Origin of the sequence: Mesorhizobium sp. M8A.F.Ca.ET.202.01.1.1, from assembly GCF_004791595.1 — a bacterium.
In the GTDB taxonomy this organism is placed as follows: Bacteria; Pseudomonadota; Alphaproteobacteria; order Rhizobiales; family Rhizobiaceae; genus Mesorhizobium.
In genome coordinates, this window is sequence record NZ_SRUN01000003.1 from 62,513 (window position 1) to 88,311 (window position 25,799).

The 25,799-nt window shown below is 65.3% G+C and carries 19 protein-coding genes; 10 read left to right on the top strand and 9 right to left on the bottom strand.

Going from position 1 to position 25,799, the window contains the following annotated elements; translation table 11 throughout:
• Positions 1-83: 83 nt before the first annotated feature.
• The 5 genes from EN845_RS08320 (at position 84) to EN845_RS08340 (ending at position 5,316) form a co-directional block, all read left to right on the top strand.
• A complete protein-coding gene (locus tag EN845_RS08320; RefSeq protein ID WP_127277127.1) occupies positions 84-1,061 on the top strand; it encodes a tripartite tricarboxylate transporter substrate-binding protein in 978 nt (325 codons plus the stop codon).
• Positions 1,062-1,203: 142 nt separating this feature from the next.
• On the top strand, positions 1,204-1,740 hold the full coding sequence (locus tag EN845_RS08325) for a tripartite tricarboxylate transporter TctB family protein (protein ID WP_127869977.1): 537 nt from the start codon (positions 1,204-1,206) through the stop codon (positions 1,738-1,740).
• 4 nt (positions 1,741-1,744) lie between these two features.
• On the top strand, positions 1,745-3,268 hold the full coding sequence (locus tag EN845_RS08330; protein WP_127869976.1) for a tripartite tricarboxylate transporter permease: 1,524 nt from the start codon (positions 1,745-1,747) through the stop codon (positions 3,266-3,268).
• Positions 3,269-3,283: 15 nt separating this feature from the next.
• The gene (locus EN845_RS08335) at positions 3,284-4,468 is read left to right on the top strand and encodes a CoA transferase (protein ID WP_127869975.1); all 1,185 of its coding nucleotides are present in this window, start codon (positions 3,284-3,286) and stop codon (positions 4,466-4,468) included.
• Entirely contained in the window at positions 4,465-5,316 is an 852-nt protein-coding gene (locus tag EN845_RS08340) for a citryl-CoA lyase (protein ID WP_127281283.1), read from the top strand. The genes EN845_RS08335 and EN845_RS08340 overlap by 4 nt, the downstream gene beginning before the upstream one ends.
• A gap of 3 nt (positions 5,317-5,319) precedes the next feature.
• Here EN845_RS08340 and EN845_RS08345 read toward each other — a convergent pair whose 3' ends face one another.
• Positions 5,320-5,796, bottom strand: a complete 477-nt coding sequence (locus EN845_RS08345; protein ID WP_127869974.1) for an NUDIX hydrolase — start codon at positions 5,794-5,796, stop codon at positions 5,320-5,322.
• Between the two features lie 126 nt (positions 5,797-5,922).
• Positions 5,923-6,210 (bottom strand): hypothetical protein, encoded by a 288-nt coding sequence (locus EN845_RS08350; RefSeq protein WP_245511698.1) that lies wholly within the window; start codon positions 6,208-6,210, stop codon positions 5,923-5,925.
• A gap of 570 nt (positions 6,211-6,780) precedes the next feature.
• On the opposite strand from EN845_RS08350, the gene EN845_RS08355 reads away from it, so the two are divergent.
• Together EN845_RS08355 and EN845_RS08360 are read left to right on the top strand one after the other, a co-directional pair.
• Entirely contained in the window at positions 6,781-14,871 is an 8,091-nt protein-coding gene (locus EN845_RS08355; RefSeq protein ID WP_245511685.1) for an autotransporter outer membrane beta-barrel domain-containing protein, read from the top strand.
• Positions 14,872-14,907: 36 nt separating this feature from the next.
• Positions 14,908-15,489 (top strand): invasion associated locus B family protein, encoded by a 582-nt coding sequence (locus EN845_RS08360; RefSeq protein WP_127869972.1) that lies wholly within the window; start codon positions 14,908-14,910, stop codon positions 15,487-15,489.
• Between the two features lie 61 nt (positions 15,490-15,550).
• Here EN845_RS08360 and coaBC read toward each other — a convergent pair whose 3' ends face one another.
• The 3 genes from coaBC to ubiE form a co-directional block, all read right to left on the bottom strand.
• Positions 15,551-17,017, bottom strand: coding sequence for a bifunctional phosphopantothenoylcysteine decarboxylase/phosphopantothenate--cysteine ligase CoaBC (coaBC, locus tag EN845_RS08365; RefSeq protein WP_210235193.1), 1,467 nt, complete (start codon positions 17,015-17,017; stop codon positions 15,551-15,553).
• A gap of 83 nt (positions 17,018-17,100) precedes the next feature.
• The gene (ubiB, locus tag EN845_RS08370; RefSeq protein WP_127869971.1) at positions 17,101-18,675 is read right to left on the bottom strand and encodes a 2-polyprenylphenol 6-hydroxylase; all 1,575 of its coding nucleotides are present in this window, start codon (positions 18,673-18,675) and stop codon (positions 17,101-17,103) included.
• A 70-nt stretch (positions 18,676-18,745) separates the two neighbouring features.
• Positions 18,746-19,522 carry a bifunctional demethylmenaquinone methyltransferase/2-methoxy-6-polyprenyl-1,4-benzoquinol methylase UbiE gene (gene ubiE / locus EN845_RS08375; RefSeq protein WP_127869970.1) on the bottom strand — a complete coding sequence of 259 codons (777 nt, stop codon included), beginning with the start codon at positions 19,520-19,522 and terminating at the stop codon, positions 18,746-18,748.
• A gap of 134 nt (positions 19,523-19,656) precedes the next feature.
• Here ubiE and EN845_RS08380 point away from each other — a divergent pair, with 134 nt between their 5' ends.
• The 3 genes from EN845_RS08380 (at position 19,657) to EN845_RS08390 (ending at position 22,198) form a co-directional block, all read left to right on the top strand.
• Positions 19,657-20,631 (top strand): adenosine deaminase, encoded by a 975-nt coding sequence (locus tag EN845_RS08380; RefSeq protein WP_127869969.1) that lies wholly within the window; start codon positions 19,657-19,659, stop codon positions 20,629-20,631.
• 149 nt (positions 20,632-20,780) lie between these two features.
• Positions 20,781-21,410, top strand: coding sequence for a uracil phosphoribosyltransferase (gene upp, locus EN845_RS08385; protein WP_095199484.1), 630 nt, complete (start codon positions 20,781-20,783; stop codon positions 21,408-21,410).
• A 224-nt stretch (positions 21,411-21,634) separates the two neighbouring features.
• On the top strand, positions 21,635-22,198 hold the full coding sequence (locus tag EN845_RS08390; RefSeq protein ID WP_127869968.1) for a TIGR02281 family clan AA aspartic protease: 564 nt from the start codon (positions 21,635-21,637) through the stop codon (positions 22,196-22,198).
• A gap of 7 nt (positions 22,199-22,205) precedes the next feature.
• On the opposite strand, the gene deoA is transcribed toward EN845_RS08390, so the two are convergent.
• The 4 genes from deoA to EN845_RS08410 are packed head-to-tail and all read right to left on the bottom strand — an operon-like array spanning position 22,206 to position 25,799.
• The gene (gene deoA, locus EN845_RS08395) at positions 22,206-23,525 is read right to left on the bottom strand and encodes a thymidine phosphorylase (RefSeq protein ID WP_127869967.1); all 1,320 of its coding nucleotides are present in this window, start codon (positions 23,523-23,525) and stop codon (positions 22,206-22,208) included.
• The gene (locus EN845_RS08400; RefSeq protein WP_127869966.1) at positions 23,525-24,334 is read right to left on the bottom strand and encodes a purine-nucleoside phosphorylase; all 810 of its coding nucleotides are present in this window, start codon (positions 24,332-24,334) and stop codon (positions 23,525-23,527) included. Before EN845_RS08400 ends, deoA begins: the two co-directional genes overlap by 1 nt.
• 47 nt (positions 24,335-24,381) lie before the next feature.
• Positions 24,382-24,774, bottom strand: a complete 393-nt coding sequence (gene cdd / locus EN845_RS08405) for a cytidine deaminase (RefSeq protein WP_127280033.1) — start codon at positions 24,772-24,774, stop codon at positions 24,382-24,384.
• A gap of 53 nt (positions 24,775-24,827) precedes the next feature.
• Positions 24,828-25,799, bottom strand: a complete 972-nt coding sequence (locus tag EN845_RS08410) for an ABC transporter permease (RefSeq protein WP_127280034.1) — start codon at positions 25,797-25,799, stop codon at positions 24,828-24,830.

Below are 25,799 nucleotides of genomic sequence, written 5' to 3' on the forward strand. Positions count from 1 at the left end.
AATCTGCTTGAACTCGATCACGGGTCTGTGAACAGGCGCGTTTTGGCAGGCACCGGAGGGGTGTCGTGATCTGGAGGAATCCCATGCTGAACAGACGCAGATTTTTGATGAGTACGGCGGCGGCAGGCGCGGCTGGGCTGGTGGCATCGCATTTCTCACCCGCCTTCGCAGAAGGTGCACCGCAGATCCAGGTCTTCGTGCCGGCGGCACCCGGCGGCGGCTGGGACCAGACGGCGCGCACGATGGACCAGGTGCTGCGCAGCGAGAAGCTCATCTCCGGCTCGCAGATCACCAATGTCGGGGGCGCCGGCGGCACGGTCGGGCTGCCGCAGTTCATCAATCAGTGGGGCGGCAAGGGCAATTCGCTGATGGTCGCGGGCATGGTCATGGTGGGAGCCATCATCGCCAACAAGGCAGCCAACAACCTGACCCAAGTCACTCCCATCGCCCGTCTCACCGGTGAGTTCGAGGCGCTGGTGGTGCCGGCGGACTCGCCGTTCAAGACGGCCGCCGATTTCGTCGCGGCACTCAAGGCCGATCCGACGAAGGTTCCAGTCGCCGGTGGTTCCGCCGGAGGCTCTGACCACATCCTGTTCGGCCTGATCGCCAAGACGGTCGGCGTTCCGGCCCCCAGCCTTTCCTACGTGCCGTTCGCGGGCGGTGGCGAGGCCTTGTCGGCGTTGCTCGGTAACCAGGTCGCGGCCGGCATTTCCGGCTTCGGCGAGTTCTCCGAGCAGGTCAAGGCCGGCGCGCTCAGGCTGCTCGCCATTTCGGCCGACAAGCGCCAGGACGGCATCGACGCGCCGACGCTGAAGGAAGCCGGCATTGATGTGGAACTGTTCAACTGGCGCGGCGTCTTCGCGCCACCCGGCGTTTCCGATGCCGACAAGGCGGCGATGATCACGCTGGTCGAGACCATGGCCAAGAGCGATGCATGGGCGAGCGAATGCAAGAACCGCAACTGGACGTCCATCCTGCTCACCGGCGACGATTATGCGAAATTCGTCGCCGAGGATTCGGCTCGCATCGAGGCCATCCTCAAGGATCTCGGTCTCGCCTGATTTTTCCCCAAGGGGCGGCTCGCGCCGCCCCTCATTTTTCAATCGCAGCCGACCGCAGGGAGGCGATCGGTCTAAAGGTGAAGGTACGGTGCAGGCTGGCTGCGGGCTGCCGCCGGTCTCGGCCATAACGGGGAGGACGTTCATGAGCACCATCAACCAGCCGGCGGCGCCCCCACGCCTTGCCGTACCGGAATTGTCGATCGGCATCGGCCTTCTGGCCTGCGCCGGGGCTGTCGCCTGGCAGACGCTGGCGATCCCGGTGTCGCCGCTCTATTCCAAGGTCGGTCCGACTGTCTTTCCCTATCTCACCATGGTCGGCCTCGTGGTGCTCTCCCTGCTGCTCATCCTCGCCGCACTTCGCGGCGGCTGGCAGCCGGAGGAGGAAAAGGAAACTTCGACCGACTGGAAGGCGATGGGCTTCGTCGTCATCGGTCTTCTGGCCAATCTGCTGCTCATCCAGCCGCTTGGCTTCACCGCCGCATCGGTCATCATGTTCGTTCTGGTCTGTTACGGCTTCGGCAGCAGGCACACGCTGCGCGATGTGCTTACCGGGCTGGTGCTGGCGCTGGCGGCTTATTTCGGCTTCGCCAAGGCGCTCGGCGTCAACATCGGCGCCGGCTTCATCGAGAACCAGTTGAATACGGTGATCGACGCCTTCACCAGCACGCTGGGAGGCTGAGACCATGGAAACGCTCGGCCATCTCGCACACGGTTTTGCGGTCGCATTCTCGCCGACAAATCTTTTGTGGTGCCTGCTCGGCACCACGCTCGGCACGGCCATCGGCGTGTTGCCCGGCCTCGGGCCGGCACTGACCATCGCGCTCCTCTTGCCGATCACCTACCAGGTGGCGCCGGAGGCGTCCTTCATCCTGTTCGCCGGCATCTATTACGGCGCCATGTATGGCGGCTCGACGACGTCGATCCTGCTCAACACGCCAGGCGAGAGCGCAACCATCGTCACCGCGCTGGAAGGCAACAAGATGGCCCGCTCCGGCCGCGGGGGCGCCGCGCTCGCCACCTCGGCGATCGGCTCCTTCGTCGCCGGCACGCTCGGCACGCTGGGCGTCGCCTTCCTGGCGCCTGTCGTGGTCAAGTTCGCGCTGGCCTTCGGCCCGGCCGAATATTTCTCGCTGATGGTGCTGGCCTTCATCACCGTTTCGGCGGTGCTTGGTTCATCGTCGGTGCGGGGTTTGACCAGCCTGTTTGCCGGCTTCGTAATCGGCATGATCGGCGTCGATCTGCAGACGGGCCAGCCGCGCTTCACCTTCGGCATGACCGAACTGCTCGACGGCGTCGACGTCATCATCGCCGCCGTCGGCCTGTTCGCGGTCGGCGAGACACTCTACATGGCCTCGCGCCGCTATGCCGGCAAGGACGAGATCGTGCCGCTGAAAGGCTCGCTCTACATGACGGCGGCCGAATGGGGGCGTTCGTGGAAAGCCTGGCTGCGCGGCGCCGCGATCGGCTTTCCGATCGGCGCCATGCCGGCTGGCGGCGCAGAGATCCCGACCTTCCTGTCCTATGCGATCGAAAAGAAACTGTCGAAGCACAAGGAGGAATTCGGAACGGTCGGCGCCATCGAAGGCGTTGCCGGGCCCGAGGCCGCCAACAACGCGTCCGCGGCAGGCGTGCTGGTGCCGATGCTGACGCTCGGTCTGCCGACCTCGGCGACGGCGGCGATCATGCTGTCGGCCTTCCAGAGCTACGGCATCAATCCCGGGCCGCTGCTCCTGACGACACAGGCCGACCTTGTCTGGGGCCTGATCGCCAGCCTGTTCATCGCCAACGTCATCCTGGTCATCCTCAATTTACCGCTGATCGGGCTGTGGGTGCGGCTGCTGAAAATCCCGGCGCCGCAGCTTTATGCCGGGATTCTGGTGTTCGCCACTGTCGGCACCTATGGCATCTCGCAGTCGCCGATCGATCTCGTCATCCTCTATCTCCTGGGGGCCGCGGGCTTTCTGATGCGGCGGTTCGACTTCCCGACCGCGCCCGTCATCATCGGCATGATCCTGGGGCCGCTCGCCGAAACCCAGTTCCGCCGCGCGATGACCATATCGAACGGCGACTGGTCGGTGTTCTACAAGCATCCACTGTCGCTGACCTTGCTGACGCTCGCCTTCATCGGCCTTGTCGGGGCGCATGTCTGGGCCTTCATCGAGCACCGGCGCCGGCGCGGGCCCGAACATGTGCCGGGCGATGCCTGAGCGATTTGAAAAGATATGACAGACCTGCTTTCCGGTATCCGCGTCCTCGACCTCACCAATGTGCTCGCCGGGCCTTACTGCGCCTATCAGCTGGCCTTGCTGGGAGCCGACGTGATCAAGGTCGAAGGGCCGCAAGGCGGCGACCTGGCGCGCCAGCTCGGCGGTTCGCCAAAGCTCAACGGCGCCGGCATGGGCGCGTCGTTCCTGGCGCAGAACGCCGGCAAACGGTCCGTCATGCTCGACCTCAAGCAAGAGGCGGATCGCGAGCGCTTCCTCGACCTGGTCGCCAGCGCCGACGCGCTGGTCGAGAATTTTCGCCCCGGCGTGATGAAGCGCCTCGGCCTCGGCTACGATGTGTTGAAGGCTGTGCGGCCCGGCCTCGTCTATTGCGCGATATCGGGTTTCGGACAGAGCGGGCCGATGCGCGACAACCCCGCCTATGACCAGATCGTCCAGGGCCTTTCCGGGATCATGAGCATAACCGGCACGCCGGAAACCGCGCCGCTGCGCGTCGGTTATCCCGTTGCCGACACGCTGGGCGGCTTGGTCGGGGCGTTCTCCATCGCCGCCGCACTGGTCAGGCAGAAGACATCGGGCGAGGGTGCGTTCCTCGACGTGTCGATGCTCGAATGCACGCTTTCCGCACTTGGCTGGCCTGTCTCCAACTATCTGACGGCAGGAGTCGATCCCAAGCCGATGGGCAATGAGAATATGACCGCGGCTCCCTCCGGCGCCTTCCGCACCAGCGACGGGCTCATCAACATCGCCGCCAACAAGCAGGAGCAGTTCGTGACGCTGTGCCGGCTGATCGGACGGCCGGACCTGGCATCGGACCCACGCTTTGCCGAGCGCGAGACGCGCAAGAAGAACCGCGCGGCGCTCAAGGCCGAGATCGAGGACGCTCTGGCAAGTGCGCCGGCGGCGGTTTGGGAAGAGGCGCTCAATCGAGCCGGCGTGCCGGCGGGCAGGGTCCTGACGATCCCGCAAGTGCTAACCGAACCACAAGTGCTCGAGCGCCAGGTGACGGCTCGTTTCGAGGATGTGGCCGGCATGGACGGGCCACTCACCGTCCTGCGCGGCGGGTTCATGGTCGACGGCACGGCACCGTTGCCGACACGGCCGCCGCCGGTGCTGGGCGAGCACATGGACGAGGTGTTCGCCGGCCTGCCGCCGCGCGCCAAGGCAAAGGCCAAGGCATGAGCGGCGTGGAGAAGAAAACAGGCCGCGAGCGCGGTGAGGAATGGTGGCGGACCGGCATCATCGAGATGAGCCCCGGCATGATCCGGCTGCGCGGCTACGAGATCCAGGACCTGATCGGTCGTGTCAGCTTCCCCGCCATGATCTGGCTGATGCTGCGTGGCGAACTGCCCAGCGAGGACCAGGCGGCACTGCTCGGCATCGCTTTGGGGGCGGCCGTCGACCACGGGCCGCAGGCGCCGTCGATCGCCATCGCCCGCATGGCGGCAACCTGCGGCGTCGGCATCAACAGCGCCATGGCCTCTGCCATCAATGTGCTTGGCGACGTGCATGGCGGAGCCGGCGAGCAGGCGCTTTCCATCTATGGCGATATTGCCGTGGCGCTCGAGGGCGGCATTGCCCTCAATAAGGCGGTCTCGGCACGCCTCGACCGGTTCTTCGCGGAGGAAGAGGGCTACGTGCCGGGGCTTGGCCATCGCTTCCATCCTGTCGATCCACGCGCGCCGCGCCTGCTGGAACTGGTCAGAGATTTTGCCGCGCATGGCGTCGTCAATGGACGGTACGCCGACATCGCCGAGGCGGTCGAGGCCGATGTCGCGCGGCGCAAGGGCAAAAAAATCCCGCTCAACATCGATGGCGCCACCGCCGTCATCTACGGCGAACTCGGCTTTCCGCCGCCGCTGACGCGTGGCCTCTTCGTGCTGTCGCGGTCTGTCGGCATCCTGGCGCATGCCTGGGAGCAATCGCAGCAGGCCGAGCGGAACAAGGGGCCGCTGCCGCGCGAATGGCTGTGGGCCTATAGTGGCCCGCCGGCGCGGCCGGTTCCTGGGGACGAGGGCATCGAGAATTGAGGCTTATGGCCGCACGAGCGTCGTGGGCTCGGGCAGCGTCAAGGTGCTCACCAGCGTCGAGAGATCGGGCTCGTCGATGAGCATCGCGGCGTCGGCCGGCGCCAGCCATGCCCGCTGCCGCCGTTTGGCTTCCTGCCAGTCGGCGAGCTCTTCCGTCACTTCCAGCAGAAACACGATGACGTCGACGCGGACAAAGCGGTTGGCCAGGCGTTTCCAGTAGGAATAGGTGCCCGCCGGCCGCTTCAGCGTCTTGCCACGCACGCCGGCTTCCTCCAGCGCCTCGATAGTGGCTGCCTTGCGCCCGCTCTTGCCTTTCATCGGCCACCCCTTGGGCACGATGAAGCGTCTCGTCGTTCTCGACGTGACCAGCATCACCTCGATGTCTCCGCGCGCGTTCAGCCGAAAGGGAATCGCCGCCACCTGGCGGATCCTTTCGCCTTTCTTGGCCTGGCGTACGGCCTTTTTCTTGGTGGCTGCCATCTTAACAATCCAGTCGCTGCAATGCCCCTTAGCGTGATGCGATGCCTTTGCAAAATCCAAACGACCGCGGGGGCACCCAAAGTGCCCTATCATGTAAGTCGGCTAAATAAAAGAAGGTGCCGTCTGTCAGCGGCAGGTGCTGACGGCGGTGTTGCCGATTATCTGCGTCTGGCAGCTCGGCCTGACCTGCGGAACGACAGGCGGCGGCTGCTGGACGATGACGCGATCCTGGGCACGATACTGCTGTTGCTGCTGCTGAAATTGCTGCCGCTGAACCTGGTTCTGCAAGGCCTGCAGATCATTCTGCTGGATGATCACATTGTTTCTGGCCGCTGGATTGATCACCTGCGCGGAAGCGGGCGATGCAAAGCCAGCGGAAGCCGCCCCAGCCAGCACCGCCAATGCGAAAATCATCGATGAACGACGCATGCACACCCGCCCATTCCTGCAAAAAATCTCATCACGCCGGATATATAGGGTGTTTGTCCGGCGATGCCATGGCGAGAATGGTGATCGCCCTCACACCAACCGCACCCGAGTACTGACTGCCACCTAGTCCCGGGACGCAGATTGCCGTCATATGACGACTATGAAAAGCAGATGGCTTTGGTCAGTGTCCCTTACGTAAGTTTTCGGTTCCTTCTGGCGCAAGTTTATGTATTCTAATTGAGCCAGTACTTCACAAGCGGGACTGCGGACTGCTGGCCTCAATGCATTGAACCTTATTGCAAAGTGCCGGCATTTTATTGCGTGGACTGACCGTGGCGGGGGCGCCTAACTCAAGGAGGGATTGGGAGCGCCTGCTCTAAGGGGGCTAAGTGCATGGCGTTGTTCTCAAGGCGCTCTTTTGAGTGCGCGGACTTTGAGTGCGCGGATTTTGACGGCGAAGCGGTCGGACGCCGTTCCTTTATGCCGATCCTGGCGGGAAGCCGACTTCCCCTGGTTGCAGAATCTCCGGTGGCCGGAAACCCTCGTCTGGCAGTCATGGCAGCGCGGCTGACCCTGTTGCTTGGCGCCACGGCTCTGAGCGGTTTTGCCCTTCTCCACACAAGCCCGGTCCATGCGCAGGTCGTGATCAATCACGACGGTGCGCCCGGAGACAACGGCGCAAATGTGATCGGCGATGCCGATGCGGACGACGGCCATCCACCCACCGGACCGGTCAACTACACAAATAATGATCCGCAATCGAGCGTCGGCAGCGCCTTTGTCGGCAGCGCCGTTGGCGGCAGGGGCGGCGATGGGGGCTCGACCGTCGAGCCAACCATTGTCCCTCCCTTCTTCGAGGTCGATGGCGGCAATGGCGGCAACGGCGCCAAGGGTGGCGTCGTCGATATCACGAATACGGCCCAATTGCAGACCAGTGGCACCTCCGCGAGCGGCATCAGTGCAAATGCAAGCGGCGGCGATGGCGGCAATGGCGGATTTGCCTTCCATCTGCTGCTGATCAACGGTGGAACCGGTGGCAGGGGCGGCGACGGCGGCACCGCGACCGTGACGACCACATCGACCAGCAACATCACAACGACAGCGGACCTGGCGAACGGTATCACCGTCAACGCCAGTGGCGGCAATGGCGGCAATGGCGGCACCGCCGTCGGCGGCATCGGATCCGGCAAAGGTGGAGATGGCGGTTCCGGCGGCAATGGTGGCTCGGCGTCGGCGGACAATGCAGGCGACATTCACACGCAAGGTGCCTTTGCAAAGGGAATCCTGGTTCGTTCGGCCGGTGGCTCCGGCGGCGACGGAGCGCAGGGAACCGGAATTATCAACGGTGGCGGTGGCAATGGCGGCGTACCGACCATCGGCGGCTCGGCGGATGGCAAGAATTCCGGAAACATCACCACGATGGGCGACTTCGCCAGCGGTATGGTCATCCAGTCCGTCGGCGGCGGTGGCGGAGATGGCGGCGGAGCCTTCGGCTTCTTCGGCGGCGGCGGCTCGGGCCAAGACGGAAACAATGGCGGCACAGCGACCGGCACCAACATGGGTTCCATCACCACCAACGGCGTCGGCGCCATCGGCATGCTGGTTGAATCGGTCGGCGGTGGTGGCGGCGACGGCGGCGGCGCGATCGGATCGATCGCACTCGGCGGATCCGGCGGCGGCGGCGGCAAGGGCGGCAGTGTCTTCGGCAATCTCGGGGGCTCGATCAAGACCGGCGCCGACGGCAGCGGCGACGGCGCGATCGGCATCGTCATCCAGTCGATCGGCGGTGGTGGCGGCAATGGCGGTTTCGCCATCGCCGGCGGCCCCGTGGTCGCGGTCGGCGTCGGCGGTTCCGGCGGTGCGGCCAGCAATGGCGGCGACGTCAACGTCCAGCAGACCGCCGGCGGTCCAACGGTCGAGACGAGCGGAATCTCGGCCATCGGCATACTGACGCAATCGGTGGGCGGCGGCGGCGGCAATGGGGGCGGCAGCTATACGGTCAGCGGAGCGGTTTCGGCCTCGATCGGCGGCAAGGGTGGCGCGGGCGGCGCCGGCGGTAACGTCATCTACAATGTCGGCACCTCGCATGTGACGACGCACGGCACCGACTCGACCGGCATCCTGACCCAGTCGGTGGGTGGCGGCGGCGGCAATGGCGGGTTTGCGTTGTCGATCTCCGCGCTTATCTCGGTCGGCGTCGGAGGCGAAGGCGGCCCGGGCGGCAAGGGCGGCACGGTCAACATGACGACCGGCGGCAGCGTCGAAACATTCCAGGATCGCTCCGCCGGCATCATCGCGCAGTCGATCGGCGGCGGTGGCGGCAATGGCGGCGGCAGCGTCGCAGGCAGCGCCGGCGTCAGTGTCGGCATCGGCAGGAAAGGCGCCGGCGGCGGCACCGGCGATGCGGTCACCTTCAACGGCACCCAGTCCGATGTGACGACGCATGGCGCGGATTCGGCCGGCATCATCGTGCAGTCGGTTGGCGGCGGCGGCGGCAATGGCGGCTTTTCGATCGCCGTCTCGGCCATCGTTTCCGTGGGCGTTGGCGGCAGTGGCGGCGCCGCCGGCGATGGCGGCGTTGTCGATGCGCATTCCAATGGCAGCGTGACAACGTCCAACGATCGGTCGGCCGGCATCATCGTGCAGTCCATTGGCGGCGGCGGCGGCAATGCCGGCGCGGTGATCAGCGGCAGCCTGGGCGTGAATGTCGGCGTGGGCGGCAGCGGCGCGGGCGGCGGCAAAGGCATGGCCGCCAGCTTCTTTACGGACAATTCCGTCGTCAAAACCGCGGGTGCCGATTCGATCGGTATCCTTGTCCAGTCGATCGGCGGCGGTGGCGGCAATGGCAGCTTCGTCGGTGGCCTCGGCTTGGCCGCGTCTGTCGGCATCGGCGGCAGCGGCGGCGTTGCGGGCGACGCCAGTGCGGTCAAGATCACCGACAATGGCGGCTCCGTCACCACGACACGCGAGCGGTCTTCGGCCATGGTGGCACAGTCGATCGGTGGTGGCGGCGGCAACGGTGGCGGCGTCGTCGCGCTCGGTGCCGGCGTCAACATCGGCATCGGCGGAAAGGGCGCAGGCGGCGGCGTTTCCAGCACGGTCGACGTCATCAACGCGGCCGCGCTCAGCACCGGGGGCTACCAGTCGCACGGTATCCTGGCACAATCGATCGGCGGCGGTGGGGGGTCTGGCGGCTTCAGCGTCACCTTGGGCGGCCCGTCCTTCTCGCTGGGCGGTACCGGCGCCTCGGCGGGCACGAGCGAAAAGGTGTTTGTCAACAACTCCGGCAAGATCGATACGGGTGGCGACCTGTCCAACGGCATCTTCGCGCAGTCGGTCGGTGGGTCCGGCGGCGACGGCGGCTTTGCCGTGGCCGGCGGGCTTTTCGCCGCCGTCGGCATCGGCGGCGCGGGCGGCGGTGGCGGCGCGGGTGGCGTCGTCGAGGTTATCAACAACGCCAACATCACAACCAAGGGCGCGCTCTCGAATGGCATACTGGCGCAGTCGGTCGGCGGCGGCGGCGGCAATGGCGGCAGCACCGGGGCCGTTGCCGTTGGCGCGTTCGGCGCGGCCGGCGTGGCGCTTGGCGGCGGTGGCGGCGACGCGAATCTAAGCAAGGAGGTCACGGTCACCCACAAGGGCGACATTCACGTGGCGGGAGCCGGCTCCAAGGGCATTCTTGCTCAGTCAGTCGGCGGTAGCGGCGGCAATGGCGGCAATGCCTATTCCGGCGCCTTCAGCGGCGGTCTTTATTTCTCCGCCGCCGTGGGTGTGTCGATTGGCGGCACTGGCGGCGACGGCGGCCCTGGCGGCAAGGTTACGGTCAAGGCGGACGGCAACATCATTGCCGATACCGATGCGGTCGGGTCGGGCGGCATCGTCGCGCAGTCGATCGGCGGCGGCGGCGGCAATGGCGGGCGGGCGACCACAATCACCGGTGCTGTCAGCACCGACGCCAGTGTCAGCCTGGGTGTTACGGTTGGCGGCTGGGGCGGCGATGGCGGCAGAAGCGACCTGGTGACGGTCGACACTGGCCTGAACGGTGGCGGCAGCATCGTCACCAGTGGCTATCAGGCGGTCGGCATTCTTGCCCAATCGGTCGCCGGCAGTGGTGGCAATGGCGGCGATTCCTGGGGGGCGGCCGGCGGTTACGGCAACGATGTCGCCATCAATGCGACGGTCAGCATCGGCGGCGGTGGCGGCGACGGCAATGTCAGCGATGACGTGCTCGTCCACAACGCCTTGACGGTGCAAACCGCCGGCGACATGAGCGCGGCCATCATGGCTCAGTCGATCGGCGGCGGCGGCGGCAATGGCGGCTCGACCAATGGCGCGACCGCCGATCTCGGCGGCGGCGAGGGGGTCAACGTCGCGGTCAATGTCGGTGTCGGCGGCGGCGGGGGCACAGGCAATACTTCCGGCGCGGTCGACGTGATCAACAGCGGCAACCTGACGACCACGGGCGATTTCTCCTCGGGCATCGTCGCGGAGTCGCTGGGCGGCGGCGGCGGCATGGGCGGCGCGAGCAACGCCAAGGCATTCCATCTGGGCGGCACCAGCGAGACGAGCGTCACCGTCAATGTCGGCATCGGCGGCAAAGGCGGGTCCGGAAACGATGCGGCGATGTTCCGCCTTGATGGCGGCGGCAATGTCATCGGTGCCGGCGTGCATGTCGACAATTCCGGCGTGATCCGGACCCAGGGTTTCAATTCGATAGGCATACTAGCCATGTCGGTCGGCGGCGGCGGCGGCGGCGGCGGAGCGGCCTCGACCGACGAGGAGATCGTCGGTGGCGGCAGCGAGGGCGAGACATCCGTGGGCATCGGCGCGGCCATCGGCCTTGCCGCCGGCGGCGCCGGCAATGGCGGCACCGTGTCGGTCACCAACCGGAGCCTGATCGTCACAGACGGCGCCGATTCCTACGGCATCTCAGCCAACTCCATCGGCGGCGGTGGTGGCGTCGGCGGTTCGGCGACATCGGGCGTTCTCGGCAAATATGCCATCGGCGGCGCGCTCGGCGGGGCGGGCGGCGGCGGCGGCAGTGGCTTCGAGGTCGACGTTTTCAATCTTGGGACGGCCGAAATCTGGACCAAGCAGGAGCGCTCGATCGGCATCTTCGCGCAGTCCGTGGGTGGCGGCGGTGGCGCCGGCGGTGCCGGCGAGAGCACCGGAAAGACCGATGACTCGGAAGTCAGCGTCAACCTCTCGCTCGGCGGATCGGGCAAGGTCGGCGGCGACGGCGGCAAGATCGTCGTCGAAAACAGCGGCTACATCCACACCGAGGCGGCCTATTCGCACGGCATCATGGCGCAGTCGATCGGCGGCAGCGGCGGCGTCGGCGGCGCTTCCGGCACTTCGGCCAAGGACTCCAATGTGGCCATTACGCTCAGCCTCGGCGGAGCCGGTGGCGACGGCGGCAAGAGCGATTTCGTTCATGTCACGAACTTCGACACGGGCGAGATTCTGACCAAGGGCGACAATTCCTATGGCATCTTCGCGCAGTCGATTGGCGGCGGCGGCGGTGCCGCCGGTGCCGGTTCGACCGAGACGGGCAGCGCCGAGACGTCTGTGTCCCTGGCAATCGGCGGCCTGGGTGGAGTAGGCAGCCGCGGGGGTGACGTGACGGTCGACAACCACGGCAAGATCACCACCCTGGGCTACCTCTCGCACGGTATTTTTGCGCAGTCGGTCGGTGGTGGTGGCGGCGCATCGGGTGCCGCGGCCAACGCCTCGAAGGCCGACATGACGATCGGCGGCGCGGCCTCGTTGCCAAGCGGCGACGGCTCCAATGGCGGCCATGTCATCGTCAACAATGACGGCGCCATCGAGACCTGGAAGGATGGCGCACTCGGCATCTTCGCCCAGTCCATCGGCGGCGGCGGCGGTTATGGCGGCGTGGTGTCGGCAGACACGGCGGGGGATGAATCGGTCGCGCTGCAGCTTGGAGGCTTCGGCGGCAATGGCGGCAATGGCGGGCAAGTGGATGTCACCGTTTCCGGCACCATCATCACCCATGGCGAACGCGCGCATGGCGTGGTCGCGCAATCGGTCGGCGGCGGTGGCGGCTATGGCGGTGACGCCAAGGGCAAAAGCTCGAACGCGTTGGCCATTGGTGGTGTCGGCGGCAAAGGCGGCGATGGCGGCGACGTCACCGTCATCCGCACCGGCACGATCACCACGACCGGCAAGGATTCGATCGCCATCATCGCACAGTCGGTGGGCGGCGGCGGCGGCATCGGTGGTGCTGGCTTCGGCCGCTTTGGCGCCGACGACGATGGCGGCGGGCCAAATGCCATCGGCTTCAACACGCCCGGCGGCACCAAGGGCACCGGCGGCAAGGTGACCATCATCCAGTCGGGCGCGATCGAGACCGATGGCGACCGTGGTCACGGCATCGTCGCCCAGGCGGTTGGTGGCGGCGGTGGCGCCGGCGGCACGAATTCGCTCGGCATGGGCCAGTCGGCCGCCGGCTCGCAAGGTGGCATCGGCGATGCCGCGGCGGCATCCGCCAGCACCGACAGCCGGGTCTGGGTGAAGGGCGCGAGTGCCTATGCCATGTTCGGGCAGAGCGCGACCGGCGATGGCGACGCCCATGCCGTCGACCTGACGGCGGGTGACAGCCTGTTCGCACAAGGCGCGGATTCGGTGGCTGTCTATGGCGAGAGCACGGCCAAGGGCGCCAAGGGCAACATCACCATCAACCTCAATGGCCAATATACGATCGGTGGGGCCGGAACCGGTGTCGCGGCGATGCTCGTCGGCGGCGCCGACAACACGCTGACCAACCACAGCCTGCTCTACGCTATGGGGGCGACGCCGACTTTCGAGATCCAGGCAGCGCAGTTCCAGGCGTTTCAGGCTTTCCTGCTTGCGCCCGGCCCGGTGGTGCCGACAAACGCGATCCTGGAATCGCTGCTGGACGATTTCAGCCCGCTCGCCATCACCGGCACGTCGGGCGATGACCATGTCGACAATTCCAAGGCGGCCGACACGTTGGGACGCGTCATCGGCAACATCGATCTCGGCGGCGGCACCAACAGCTTCCACAATTTCGCCGATTCCTCGATGGTCGGCCTCAAGACCATCGATCTCGGCGGCGGGCTGTTCACCAATGATGGGCTCTATACCAACCAGGGCATCGGCGTGGTTGCGAAAGTGGATGTCGGCGGCGGCTTCAAGCAGGTTCTCTCCGGCGACTTCGTCACCGACGTGGACCTCAACAACCAGATCACCGATGCGCTGGCGCTGACAGGCGCTGGCGACTTCAACGGCGAGGCTCCGTTGAACTTCCTCACGATCGACAAGCTGTTCACCGAATATGTGGTGGCCAAAGGTTCGGCGATGACCGATTCCGGCATCGAGGCGAAAACCCTGCATCCGGCAGTGGGCTTCAACTTCCAGTTCAAGGTGGATAACGGCACCGATCTCGTTCTCTACGCCGACAATCCGACCTTCCTCGAACTGGCGCAGGATCCCGGTTCCGGCACCACCGATCCGGGCGTGTTCCAGTTGGCGCAGTATCTCGACGAGGTCGAGGCGGCATCGACCCCGGACAATCCGATGGCACGGTTGATCAACATGCTGCGCTTCCTGCCCAATGAGCAGGAACTGGGCGCCGCGCTGACGCGACTGACGCCGCACTATGCGGTGCATACGTTCGATATGATCAACCGCGAAGCCGACATGATGCTGGAAGCGGCGCGCGAGTGCACCGGCGTGCCCGCCTACAAGAACCCCGACGGCCGCTGCATCTGGGCGACGATCAGTCCGCAGGCCGAATACAGCCGGGATTCAGGCGCCGGGACCACCAGCCGCGACGATGTCCTGAAGACCATGTCGCTTGGCGGTATCGGCGAGGTCGGCCAGAACTGGTCGCTCGGCGCCACCATCGGCCGGACGGAGTTCGACTCCAAAATCGACTTCAACGGCGAACTGCTGTCACAAACCACCGGCGAGGCCTGGCAGGCCTATGCGCTGGCGAAGTACGCCGACAAGAATTACTTCATCGACTTCGCGCTCGGTGGCGGCACCGGCTCCTTCAAGGGCGAACGCGATACCCATATCGATCCGGCATTCTTCATTCCCGGCGAAACGCTGATCGGCGATTATCTGGACGAGGAAATGCTGCCCGGGATCGGCAACAGCGTCACCTACACGCAGAAGACCGCTCAGTTCGGTGGCTCGGCACGGCTTGGCTTCACGCAACAGATGGGCGCGTTCTACCTGCAGCCGACCTTGCAGTTCGACGCGCGCTGGCTGCGTGTTTCGGGAAAGGAAGAGGGGTCGGCTGCCGGTTTCAACTTCGACGGATCGGCGGACACCTTCTATGCGGCGACGCCGGCGCTCGAAATTGGAACCGACATCGCACTCAGCGACATTGCCAGCCTTCGCCTCTATGGAAAGGCTGGGGTGGAGTTTTCAACCAAGGAGTGGGAGATCGAAGGACGCTTCGCGGCTGCGGAGAATCTGCCCGGCAACCCGGCATTGCACTTGACGGAGGCGATCGATTCGCCGCTCTATCGGGTCGGCGCCGGCCTCGAGTTGAATGGCGTCAATGGCGTCGGCATGTCCGTCAGGTATAGTGGCGCCTTCGGGGAAACGGTCAAACAGAATGCAGTCAGCGCGTCTCTCAAGGTCAGTTTCTAGACTGGCTCGAGGCGGAGCCCGGCGGGAGAGATCTTGATGAGGAAATACGCGTATTTCGCAGCCGTGCTGGGTGCTGCCTGTATCGCAGGCCTGCCGGCCATGGCGGCGCAAACCAAGAGCGACAAGGTGACGGCAACGCCGCCCGCCGCGGCTGACGCGCCGCAGCTGCCCGGCGGCGCTTCGGCCTTGTCCGAAACCCATGGCGACTGGACGGTCAATTGCCAGATATCGGGCACCAACAAGGTCTGTAGCCTGTCGCACCAGCAGTTCAACAAGCAAAGCAACCAGCGGCTGCTGGCGATCGAGCTGTCGAGCAAGACCGGCGAGGATGCGACCGGAACCCTTGCCCTGCCGTTCGGCCTGGCGCTTGCCAAGGGCGTCACGCTGACCATAGACGACCAGAAGCTCGACGGCAGCCTGCCGTTCAACACCTGCCAGGTGGTCGGCTGCCTCGTGCCGGTGGCGTTCGATGCCAATGTCACGCCGCTGCTCAAGAACGGCACCACGCTCAAGATCGATGCGTTCGCGGCGGATACGGGGCAAGTCGTAAGCTTTTCCATTCCGCTCAACGGCTTCGGTGGGGCGCTTGCCCGCACCGCGGAGCTTTTGGCCAACTGACGGCTTAGACCGTCACCGCAAGCGACAGGGTGTTGGCGGTAAATGCTTGCGCCGACACTTGTCAGACGATGATCGTTTTCAACCGCTCGGCGATGAGCGCGGCGAGCCGCGCCGCCACTTCGTCCTTGGTCATTTCAGGCCATTCCTCGACGCCGGCCTTCGACACGATCCGCACCCGGTTGCGATCGCCGCCCATCACACCTGAAGGACCGATACCGCTGGTATGCGACACATCGTTGGCGACGATGAGATCGGCCCCTTTCTTCCTGAGCTTGGCCTCGGCATTGCGCAAGAGATCCTGTGTCTCGGCCGCAAAGCCGACGACCAGGCCTGGTCGCTGCTTGTGGTGGCCGACGCCCGCCAGGATGTCGGGGTTCTCGACCATGCGCAGCATAGGCGGGCCTTCGCCCGCGGCCTTCTTGATCTTCTCGCCGGCCGAATTCTCGGTGCGCCAGTCGGCAACGGCGGCGACGAACACCGCGGCGTCGGCGGGCAGAAGCTGTTCCACCGCGTCGCGCATCTCCTGCGCCCGTTCGACATGGACGGTCTTCACCCCGGCCGGATCGGCAATGGCGACGGGGCCGGTGACGAGGCGCACGTCGGCGCCGAGCCTTGCCAATGCCGCGGCGATGGCGTGGCCCTGCTTGCCGGACGACCGGTTGGCGATATAGCGCACGGGATCGATCGGCTCGTGTGTCGGGCCTGACGTGACGATGATCTTGCGCCCCGCTAGCGGCTTGGGGCCGGCATCGAGCAGCGCCTCGACCGCTGCGACGATCTCCAGCGGTTCGGCCATGCGACCTTCGCCGGCCTCGTTGCTCTCGGCCATCTCACCCTTGGCGGGGCCGACGAAGGCGATGCCGTCCTTGCCCAATGTCGCGCGGTTGCGGCGGGTGGCAGGATGCGACCACATCTTCGGGTTCATCGCCGGGGCCATCAGCACCGGCTTGTCGGTGGCGATGAGCACGGTCGAGGCCAGATCGTTGGCGTGGCCATTGGCGAGCTTGGCCATCAGGTCGGCGGTGGCGGGCGCCACCACCAGGAGGTCCGCTTCGCGCGACAGCCTGATGTGGCCGACATCGTGTTCATCGTTGCGGTCGAACAGGTCGGTGAAGACATGGTCGGCGGAGAGCGCGCCGACCGACAGCGTCGTCACGAATTCCCGCGCCGCCGACGTCATGACCACCCGCACCGCCGCACCACGCTCGCGCAGCCTGCGGATCAGGTCGAGCGCCTTGTAGGCGGCGATGCCGCCGCCGATGATCAGCAGAATGCGTTTGTTGGAAAGCGTGCCTCGCGGCAAGCTCTTGCCTGCCAAGGCTGACGCCGGGGTGCCTTGCGAATTGGCCAGTTCGTGGAGGGCTTTCTCGATCTGGTCGAGACGGCCTACCGGGCCGATCTGGCCGTCGACAGCGGCCCGGATCATCACCCGCGCCTGTTCTTCCATGGAGCGATCGTTTTCCGCCGCCAGCCGGCGCAGCAGTTCCTTGACCTCATCGTCAAGGTTGCGGATGGTGATGCTGGCCATATGATTGCACTCTACTCATCTTGCCTGATAGCGATGATAGCAATGCAATCAAACTGCCGCAAGCCGCCGGCCCCCTCGGAGGCCTAAAGCAGCTTCCAGGCAATATAGACCAGCGTCAGCGCGATCACCCACAGCGCCACGCGGCCGGATCGGCTGTAGCGCGCCTCGGCCTTGCCGACGGCGCGGGCGGTGGTCTCGTCGAAGCGCAGCCCGTGCTCCGCCATCAGGTCGATTTCGCGTGACAGCCGGTCAGTGCGCGCCGCAAGCTCCGGTGCCTGGCGCACCAGCGCCAGCAGCGCCTTGGTTCCGTCGCGGGCATCCACCATAAGACCGCGCGGCCCGAGGTTACCGGCGATCCAGCCGCCGACAACCGGTTCGGCGGTCTTCCACATGTTGAAGGCCGGGTCGAGCGTGCGCGCCACGCCCTCGACCACCACCATGGTCTTCTGTAGCAGGATCAATTCAGGCCGCGTCGCCATGTCGAAGAGTTCGGTCACCTCGAACAGCAGCGTCAAAAGCTTGGCCATCGAAATCGTTTCGGCGGGCTGGCCGTGGATCGGCTCGCCGATCGCACGGATCGCCTGCGCGAAGGCAGAGACATTGTGCTGGCGCGGCACATAGCCGGCCTCGAAATGCACCTCGGCGACGCGCAGATAATCGCGTGTGATGAAGCCGTAGAGGATTTCGGCGAGGAAGCGGCGCTCCTTCTTCCCGAGGCGCCCGGCAATGCCGAGATCGACGGCGACGATGGTGCCGTTTGCCTCGACGAACAAATTGCCCGGATGCATGTCGGCGTGGAAGAAGCCGTCGCGCAGCGTATGGCGCAGGAAGGACTGGATGAGGTTGGCGGCGATCGCCTTCAGGTCATGGCCGGCGGCTTCGAGGCCGGCGATGTTGTTCATCTTGATGCCGTCGACCCATTCCATGGTCAGCACGTCGCGGCCGGTGCGCTCCCAGTCGACGGTTGGGACACGGAAGCCGGGGTCATCCCTGGTGTTCTCGCCGAGTTCGGAGAGTGCCGCCGCCTCGAGGCGCAGGTCCATCTCGATCCTGGTGGTCTGGGCCAGCGTCTCGGTCACTTCGACCGGCCGCAGCCGGCGCGAGGAAGGGATGTATTTTTCCTGCAGGCGAGCAGCGAGAAAATAGCTTTCGAGATCGTGGAAGAAGCGGCGGCGAACGCCCGGCCGGATCACCTTCACCGCCACCTGGGTGGCCACGCCGTCTTGCATGGTGTCGGCGGTATGCACCTGGGCGATGGATGCGGCCGCAACGGGATCGCCGAACCGCGCATAGAGATCGCCCACCTTGCGCCCGAGCGAGGCCTCGATGGCCGCGATCGCTTCGGCCTTCGGGAAGGTGTGCATTTTGTCCTGCAGCATGGCGAGATCGAGCGCCATGTCGTTGCCGACGACATCGGGCCGCGTCGCCAGGAACTGGCCAAGTTTGACGTAGGAAGGGCCGAGCCGGACCACCGCCTTCGCCAGCCGATCGCTGCGCTCATAGGCGAGCGCGCGGCGGCGGGTGAACAGCCGCGCCAGCCGCCAGCCGAATTTGGGCAGGCCGGACAGTTCCTCGCCGGGCAGAGCAGCGACGACGCCCTCGCGCACCAGCACCCAACCGGCCCGTATGAGCCGGAATCCCGCGCTGACGGTGCTCATGGCCGCGTCCGCCCCACCGGTTCATCGAACTGGAGCAAGGCGCGTCGCGTGCAGGAGATGGGCGACGGCTTCAAAGCTTCCAGCCCGAATGCAGGGCCGCTATGCCGCCGGAATAGTTGCGGAAGGAGACGCGCTCGAAGCCGGCGTGGGAAATCATCGCCGCGAAGTTTTGCTGATTGGGGAATTTCGCGATCGATTCGACCAGATAGGAATAGGGCTCGCCGTCGCCGGTGACCATCTTGCCGATCTTGGGAATGGCATTGAACGACCAGGCTTCGTAGACCTTGTCGAGCAGCGGCATCTCGACCTCGGAAAACTCCAGGCACAGGAGGCGGCCGCCGGGCTTCAGCACACGGAACGCCTCACCCAGGGCCACGTCGATATGCGGGACGTTGCGAATGCCGAACGCGATGGTGTAGGCGTCGAAACTGGCGTCAGGGAACGGCAGTTCCTCGGCGTTGGCCTCGACGAAGTCGGTGTTGCCGGACAATCTCTTCTTTTCAGCCCTGTCGCGGCCGACGGCGAGCATCGAGCCGTTGATGTCGAGCACGGTGGCATGCGCATGGCCATGGCTGGCATCGACGATGCGGAAGGCGATGTCTCCGGTGCCGCCGGCAACATCGAGCACGCGCCAGCCGGCGCGCTTGGGCGGATTGAGCCAGGCGACCATGGCGTCCTTCCACAGCCGGTGCAGGCCGCCTGACATCAGGTCGTTCATAAGGTCGTAGCGGTTGGCGACCTTGTGGAAAACATCGTTGACCAGGGACTGCTTCTCGCCTTCCCCTACACGCTTGAAACCATAGGAGGTTTCCATGCCGCCGGCGGCCGTGGTTCTCTCAACTGACATTTTTTTGATCCGTCATAAAACCGGCGGGACCATAGCCGATCGATGATGCGGGCGCTATTGTTTAAGGCGCGGTGTTCAGCCGCGCTTCCAGGTGGTGGGTTTTCAAGACCTGGACTGACCGACGGGATGTTTGAATGCCTTTGAAAGCGGAACTGCACTGCCACATTGAAGGGGCAGCGGCGCCCGAGCTCGTCATCCGGCAGGCGCAGAAATACGGCAAGGATACCTCGCTTTATATCCAGAACGGTTCCTTCGTCTGGCACGATTTCACCTCCTTTCTGGCGGCCTACGACTTTTCCGCCGACCTGTTCCGGACCGAGGAGGATTATGCGCGGCTGGCCGACCATTATCTGACCAGCCTGGCCCGCGACGGGGCAATCTACTCCGAGGTGTTCACCTCGCCGGACCACGCGACGAAAGCCGGGCTGTCACCCAAGGCCTACACCGACGCGCTCGGCGAAGGCATGCTGCGCGCCAAGGCCAAGACCGGCATAGAGGGCCGCATGATCGTCACCGGCGTGCGCCATGTCGGCGTTGAATCGATAGAGCGGGCGGCACGCTTCGCGGCGCGCTGCGGCCATCCGCTGGTCACCGGCTTCGGCGTCGCCGGCGACGAGCGCATGGGCGACATGGAAGACTATGTCAGGGCGTTCGAGATCGCCCGCGAGGCGGGGCTCGGCATCACCATCCATGCCGGCGAACTGACGGGCTGGGAGACCGTCCAGGCGGCACTCGACCATATCCGCCCATCGCGCATCGGCCATGGCGTGCGCGCCATCGAAAACCCCGACCTTGTCCGGCGCATCGCCGACGAGGGCGTCGTGCTGGAGTGCTGCCCCGGTTCCAACATCGCGCTCAAGGTGTTCGACAGTTTCGCCGATCATCCGTTTCCGGCCCTGCAGGCGGCCGGCTGCAAGGTGACGCTCAACTCCGACGACCCGCCCTATTTCTGGACCTCGCTGAAGCGCGAATACGACATCGCCGCCGAGCATTTCGCGATGAATGAGAAAGCGCTCGCCGCGGTCACCAGGACGGCTATCGAGGCGGCTTTCGTCGACCGCAAGACCAAAGCAGCGCTTCTTGGCCGGCTGAACAGCGCCGCTCGCTGATTTCTTCCGACAAAGCTGTGGTCGATGCGGGCCAAGCGGTTCCTTGGCCGGTCCAATACCGCTAGGGTTCGCCCAAGCAGCTTGAAGCGCGACAGGTCCGAAAGGGTCCATGCGCGCGGTTTCGGGCGACACCGCATCAGGAGAACATCATGAAGGGCGTCACCGTCGTCGACCATCCGCTTGTCCAGCACAAGCTGACCATCATGCGCAAGAAGGAGACATCGACCGCCGGCTTCCGGCGATTGCTGCGCGAGATTTCGCTGCTGCTCGGCTATGAGGTGACCCGCAACCTCGAACTGACCACCACCACCATCGAGACCCCGATCGAGGAGATGGAAGCGCCGACGCTGGAGGGCAAGAAGCTGGTGTTCGCCTCGGTGCTGCGCGCCGGCAACGGCCTGCTCGAAGGTCTGCTCGACCTGGTGCCGGCGGCACGTGTCGCGCATATCGGCCTCTACCGCGATCACGAAACACTGGAGGCGGTGGAATATTTCTTCAAGGCGCCGAGCGATCTCGCCGACCGACTGGTGATCGTCGTGGACCCAATGCTGGCGACCGCCAATTCGGCGATCGCGGCGATCGATAAGCTGAAGGGGCGCGGCGCCACCAACATCCGCTTCCTGTGCCTGCTGGCGGCGCCCGAAGGCATCGAGCGCTTTACCAAGGCACATCCGGATGTCCCGGTCTTCACCGCGTCCATCGATCGCCAGCTCAACGAGAAGGGCTACATCATGCCTGGTCTCGGCGACGCCGGCGATCGCATGTACGGGACGAAGTAATACCAAGCAAAGTGCTTGGTATGATTTACCAAATGTTTACGCAAAGACGCGGTTTCGGCACGCGTTAAAGCGACAAACACCATCCAGCGCTAATGAATCGGCTCTCACTACAGCGCCGTGCGTCCATTCGGACGCACAAAAGGACGCTGTAGCACTTTGTTTTTGCGCATGAGCCTTTCCGAAAATCGATCTCGATTTTCGGGGTCATGCGGCGAGGCCGATCCATGCTGCGCAAGCTCCTTATCCTCAGCCTCTTTGCCGGTGCGTCGGCATCGATCCCGGTTGTCTACCAGTCGAATCCGCGAATATTCGAAAACCTGCTGAGATCGACGGTAACGGCCAAGCCTGGGGCCGAGACGCAACCCGAGGTCAGCCTGGCGTCCGCTCCCGACAAGCCGGTGGCGCCGCTGCCAACCGGCCGCAAGGTCGTGGTTGCGGCGGACGGGCGCGGACACTTTTCGTCCACCTTCAGGCTCAACGGCCGTCAGGTCGACGGCATGATCGACACCGGTGCGACGCTGGTGGCGGTCAATATGTCGACGGCACGCCGGATCGGGCTGTCGCTCAATCCCTCCGATTTCAGCCACGAGGTCAACACCGCCAACGGCACCATCAAGGCAGCCGTGGTGATGATCGACCGCCTGCAGATCGGCAGCATCAGCGTCGACGGAGTGCAGGCGATCGTGCTCGACGACAAGGCACTGGGCACCAACCTGATCGGCATGAGTTTTCTCAATCGGCTCGGCAAATACCAGGCCGAGAACGGCACGCTGCTGTTGGTTCAGTAGGGTGCAGTCAGCCGCGCGGCAGAATCCGCCGGATGACCGACTTGTCGGCGGACGGCTTCGAAGCACCGATCGCATAGGCTGAAAGCACCGCCGCGGCTGCCGCTTCGGCATCGGACGGTGAGCGGGCATGGATCAGCGCTAGCGCGTCTCCGGCTTTTACTTCCGCGCCTATGGGCAGCAGCCTGGTGATGCCGACGGCGGAATCTATCTTGTCGTCGGGCCGGGTGCGCCCGCCGCCCAGCCCGACCACGGCGAGGCCGATGTCGCGGGTGGCTATATTCGTGACGAAACCCTCTGTCGTCGCCTTGACGGCGAATTCCGTTGCCGCCTCGGGCAGGTATTTTTCCGGCTTCTCGATGAAATCGGCCGGACCGCCAAGCACGGTCACCATGCGCGCGAAGGTGGCGGCGGCACGGCCGCTGGCCAGCGTCTCGGTGGCGCGACGCATGCCGTCCTGGTTGGACGATACCAGCCCCGCCGACTGCAGCATTTCAGCGGCAAGCGCCAGCGTCACATCCTCCAGCCGCCGGTCACGCAAGCGGCCGGTCAGAAAATCGACGGCATTGCGCACCTCGACCGCATTGCCGGCGGCCGAGGCCAGCGGTTCGTTCATGCCGGTGATCAGCGCCGAGACCTTCAGCCCAGCGCCGCCGGCGACCTCGACCAGGCTGTTGGCGAGCGCGGTCGCATCACGGGATTTCTCCATGAAGGCGCCGTTGCCGACCTTGACGTCGAGCACCAGCGATTGCAGGCCCGCCGCGAGCTTCTTCGACAGGATCGATGCCGTGATCAGCGGCACCGATTCCACGGTTCCGGTCACGTCGCGGATGGCGTAGAGCCGGCGATCGGCGGGTGCCAGATCAGCGGTCTGGCCGATGATGGCGCAGCCCGTTTCCAGCACCGCCTTGCGGAACAGCGCGATGTCGGGCTGGCTGGTGTAGCCGGGAATGGCATCCATCTTGTCCAGCGTGCCGCCGGTATGGCCGAGGCCTCGGCCCGAGATCATCGGCACATAGGCGCCGCAGGCGGCGACGATCGGCGCCAGCATCAGCGAGACATTGTCGCCGACGCCGCCCGTCGAATGCTTGTCGGTGACGGGGCCTGGCAAATCCGACCAGTCGAGCACGTCGCCGGAATCGCGCATGGCAAGCGTCATCGCCACGGCCTCGTCGCGGTTCATGCCGTTGAAGAACACCGCCATGGCGAAGGCCGCGACCTGGCCGTCGGTTACGGTGCCCGACGTCACGCCGTCGATGAAGGCGGCGATCTCGTGAGGCGCCAGTCTGTGGCCGTCGCGTTTGTGACGGATGATTTCCTGTGGAAGCATCAGCTCTCCAGCAGCCCGTCACGGAACACGCGCTGCAGCACCGTTGCCAGCCGCGATCCGCCAACCGGCGCCATGTCCTTGGTTTCCTGGTGCGAAAGCTCGGCTCCGGTCATGCCAGCGGCCAAATTGGTGATGACCGAGCAGGCGGCGACGCGCAGACCGAGGAACCGGGCGAGAATGACTTCCGGCACGGTCGACATGCCGACGGCGTTGGCGCCCATGATGCGCGCCATGCGGATTTCGGCCGGCGTCTCGAAGCAAGGCCCCGAGAACCACATATAGACGCCCTTGTGCAGCGCTGTGCCTGTCGCCTTGGCCGCGCGTTCGATCGCGTCGCGGATGCCGGCATCGTAGGCTTCGGTCAGGCCGACGAAGCGGCGGTCGCTCGGCTCGCCGATCAGCGGATTGGTGCCGGAGAAGTTGATGTGATCGGTGAGCAGCATCACCGAGCCCGGCGGCATGTCCGGATCGACCGAGCCGGCTGCGTTGGTGAGGATCAGTTTCGTGATGCCGATGCCGGCAAGCACTTCCAGCACCGGCCGCATCGCCGCGGCGTTGCCATGCTCATAGTAGTGGGCGCGGCCGGACAACATCAGCACCGGAACGCCGGCAAACAGCCCGGCGACCACTTCGCCGGCATGGCCGCTGACACCGCTTCTGGGAAAGCCGGGCAGGGCGGCATAGGAGACGCGGATGGGATCCTCGATCCGGTCGACAAGGTCGCCCAGCCCCGAACCCAGCACCAGCGCGGTCGACGGCGCCAGGCCGTCCAGCCTTTCGATAAGATGGTCCAGCGCTTTTTCCGTCATCTCGGCCTACGCTTCATTTGAGCCAGCTTTGCATGTGAGCCAACGCGTCATTTGAGGATATCGCCGCGAAAGCCATAGGGCAGCATGTCGCCCATGGTCACGGTCTCGGCCACGCCGGTGTTGTCGCAGAGGTAGAGTTTCGTTTCCGGGCGGCAGAATTCGGCCAGCCGCTGACGGCAGCCGCCACACGGCGAGCATTTGGCCATGCGTTCGGCAAGGACGGCGATTTCCACGATCTTGCCGCCGCCGCCCATGATGTAGTGGCCAAGCGCGGTGGTCTCGGCGCACCAGCCCTCGGGATAAGAGGCGACCTCGATGTTGGCGCCGGTGAAGACGCGCCCGTCCTCGGTGCGCAAGGCGGCACCCACCGGGAATTTCGAATAGGGCGCATAGGCCTTGGCCATGGCGGCCTTGGCCGCTTCGAACAGATCATGCGACATTCAGGTGTTCTCTCCGATGATCGTGTCCAAAACCCGGCGTGGGGAGTCTTGTCCTAGCGTTCCTTGACGTAAGGCACGCCGCCGGCGCGCGGCGGGATGGCCTTGCCGATGAAGCCGGCGAGCAAGATGACGGTCAGCACATAAGGCAGCGCCTGCATGAACTGCACCGACACCTTGCCGACAATGGGCAGCGGTGTCCCCTGCAGGCGGATCGACGCCGCATCGAGGAAACCGAACAGCAGGCATGCGAACATGGCGTTGACCGGTTTCCATTTGGCGAAGATCAGCGCGGCCAGCGCGATGTAGCCCTTGCCCGCCGTCATGTCCTTCACGAAGCCGCCATTCTGCACCATCGAAAGATAGGCGCCGGCGAACCCGGTCAGGATGCCGGTGCAGATCAGCGCCCGATAGCGCAGCCAGGCGACCGAGATGCCAGCCGTGTCGACCGCGGCCGGATTTTCGCCGACCGCGCGCAGCCTGAGGCCGAAGCGCGTGCGAAACAGCACCCACCAGGTGAACGGCACCATCGCAAAGGCGAAATAGACGAGGATCGAATGGCCGGAGATCAGTTCGGCGTAGATCGGGCCGATGATCGGCACGTCCCTGGCCGCGTCGGCGCCAGGCCAGATGATCGCCTCGAACCGCTCGCCGGGTTGCAGCGCCGGCGTGCGGCCACCCTGCTGGAACCAGGCCTGGCCGAGGATGATGGTCGATCCGGCGGCGACGAAGTTGATCGCCACGCCCGAAACGATCTGGTTGCCGCGATGGGTGATCGAGGCAAAGCCGTGCACCAGCGCGAAAGCGACAGAGATCAGGACCGCCATGCCGAGACCGATAAGCGCCGAGTGGAACACGGAAGCCGCGGCAGCCCCCGCGAAGGCGCCGACCAGCATCTTGCCTTCGAGGCCGATGTCGAAAATGCCGGCCCGCTCCGAATAGAGGCCGGCGAGGCAGGCAAGCAGCAGCGGCACCGACAGGCGGATGGTCGAGTCCAGCACCTGGATGATTGCGTTGAAGATGTCCAT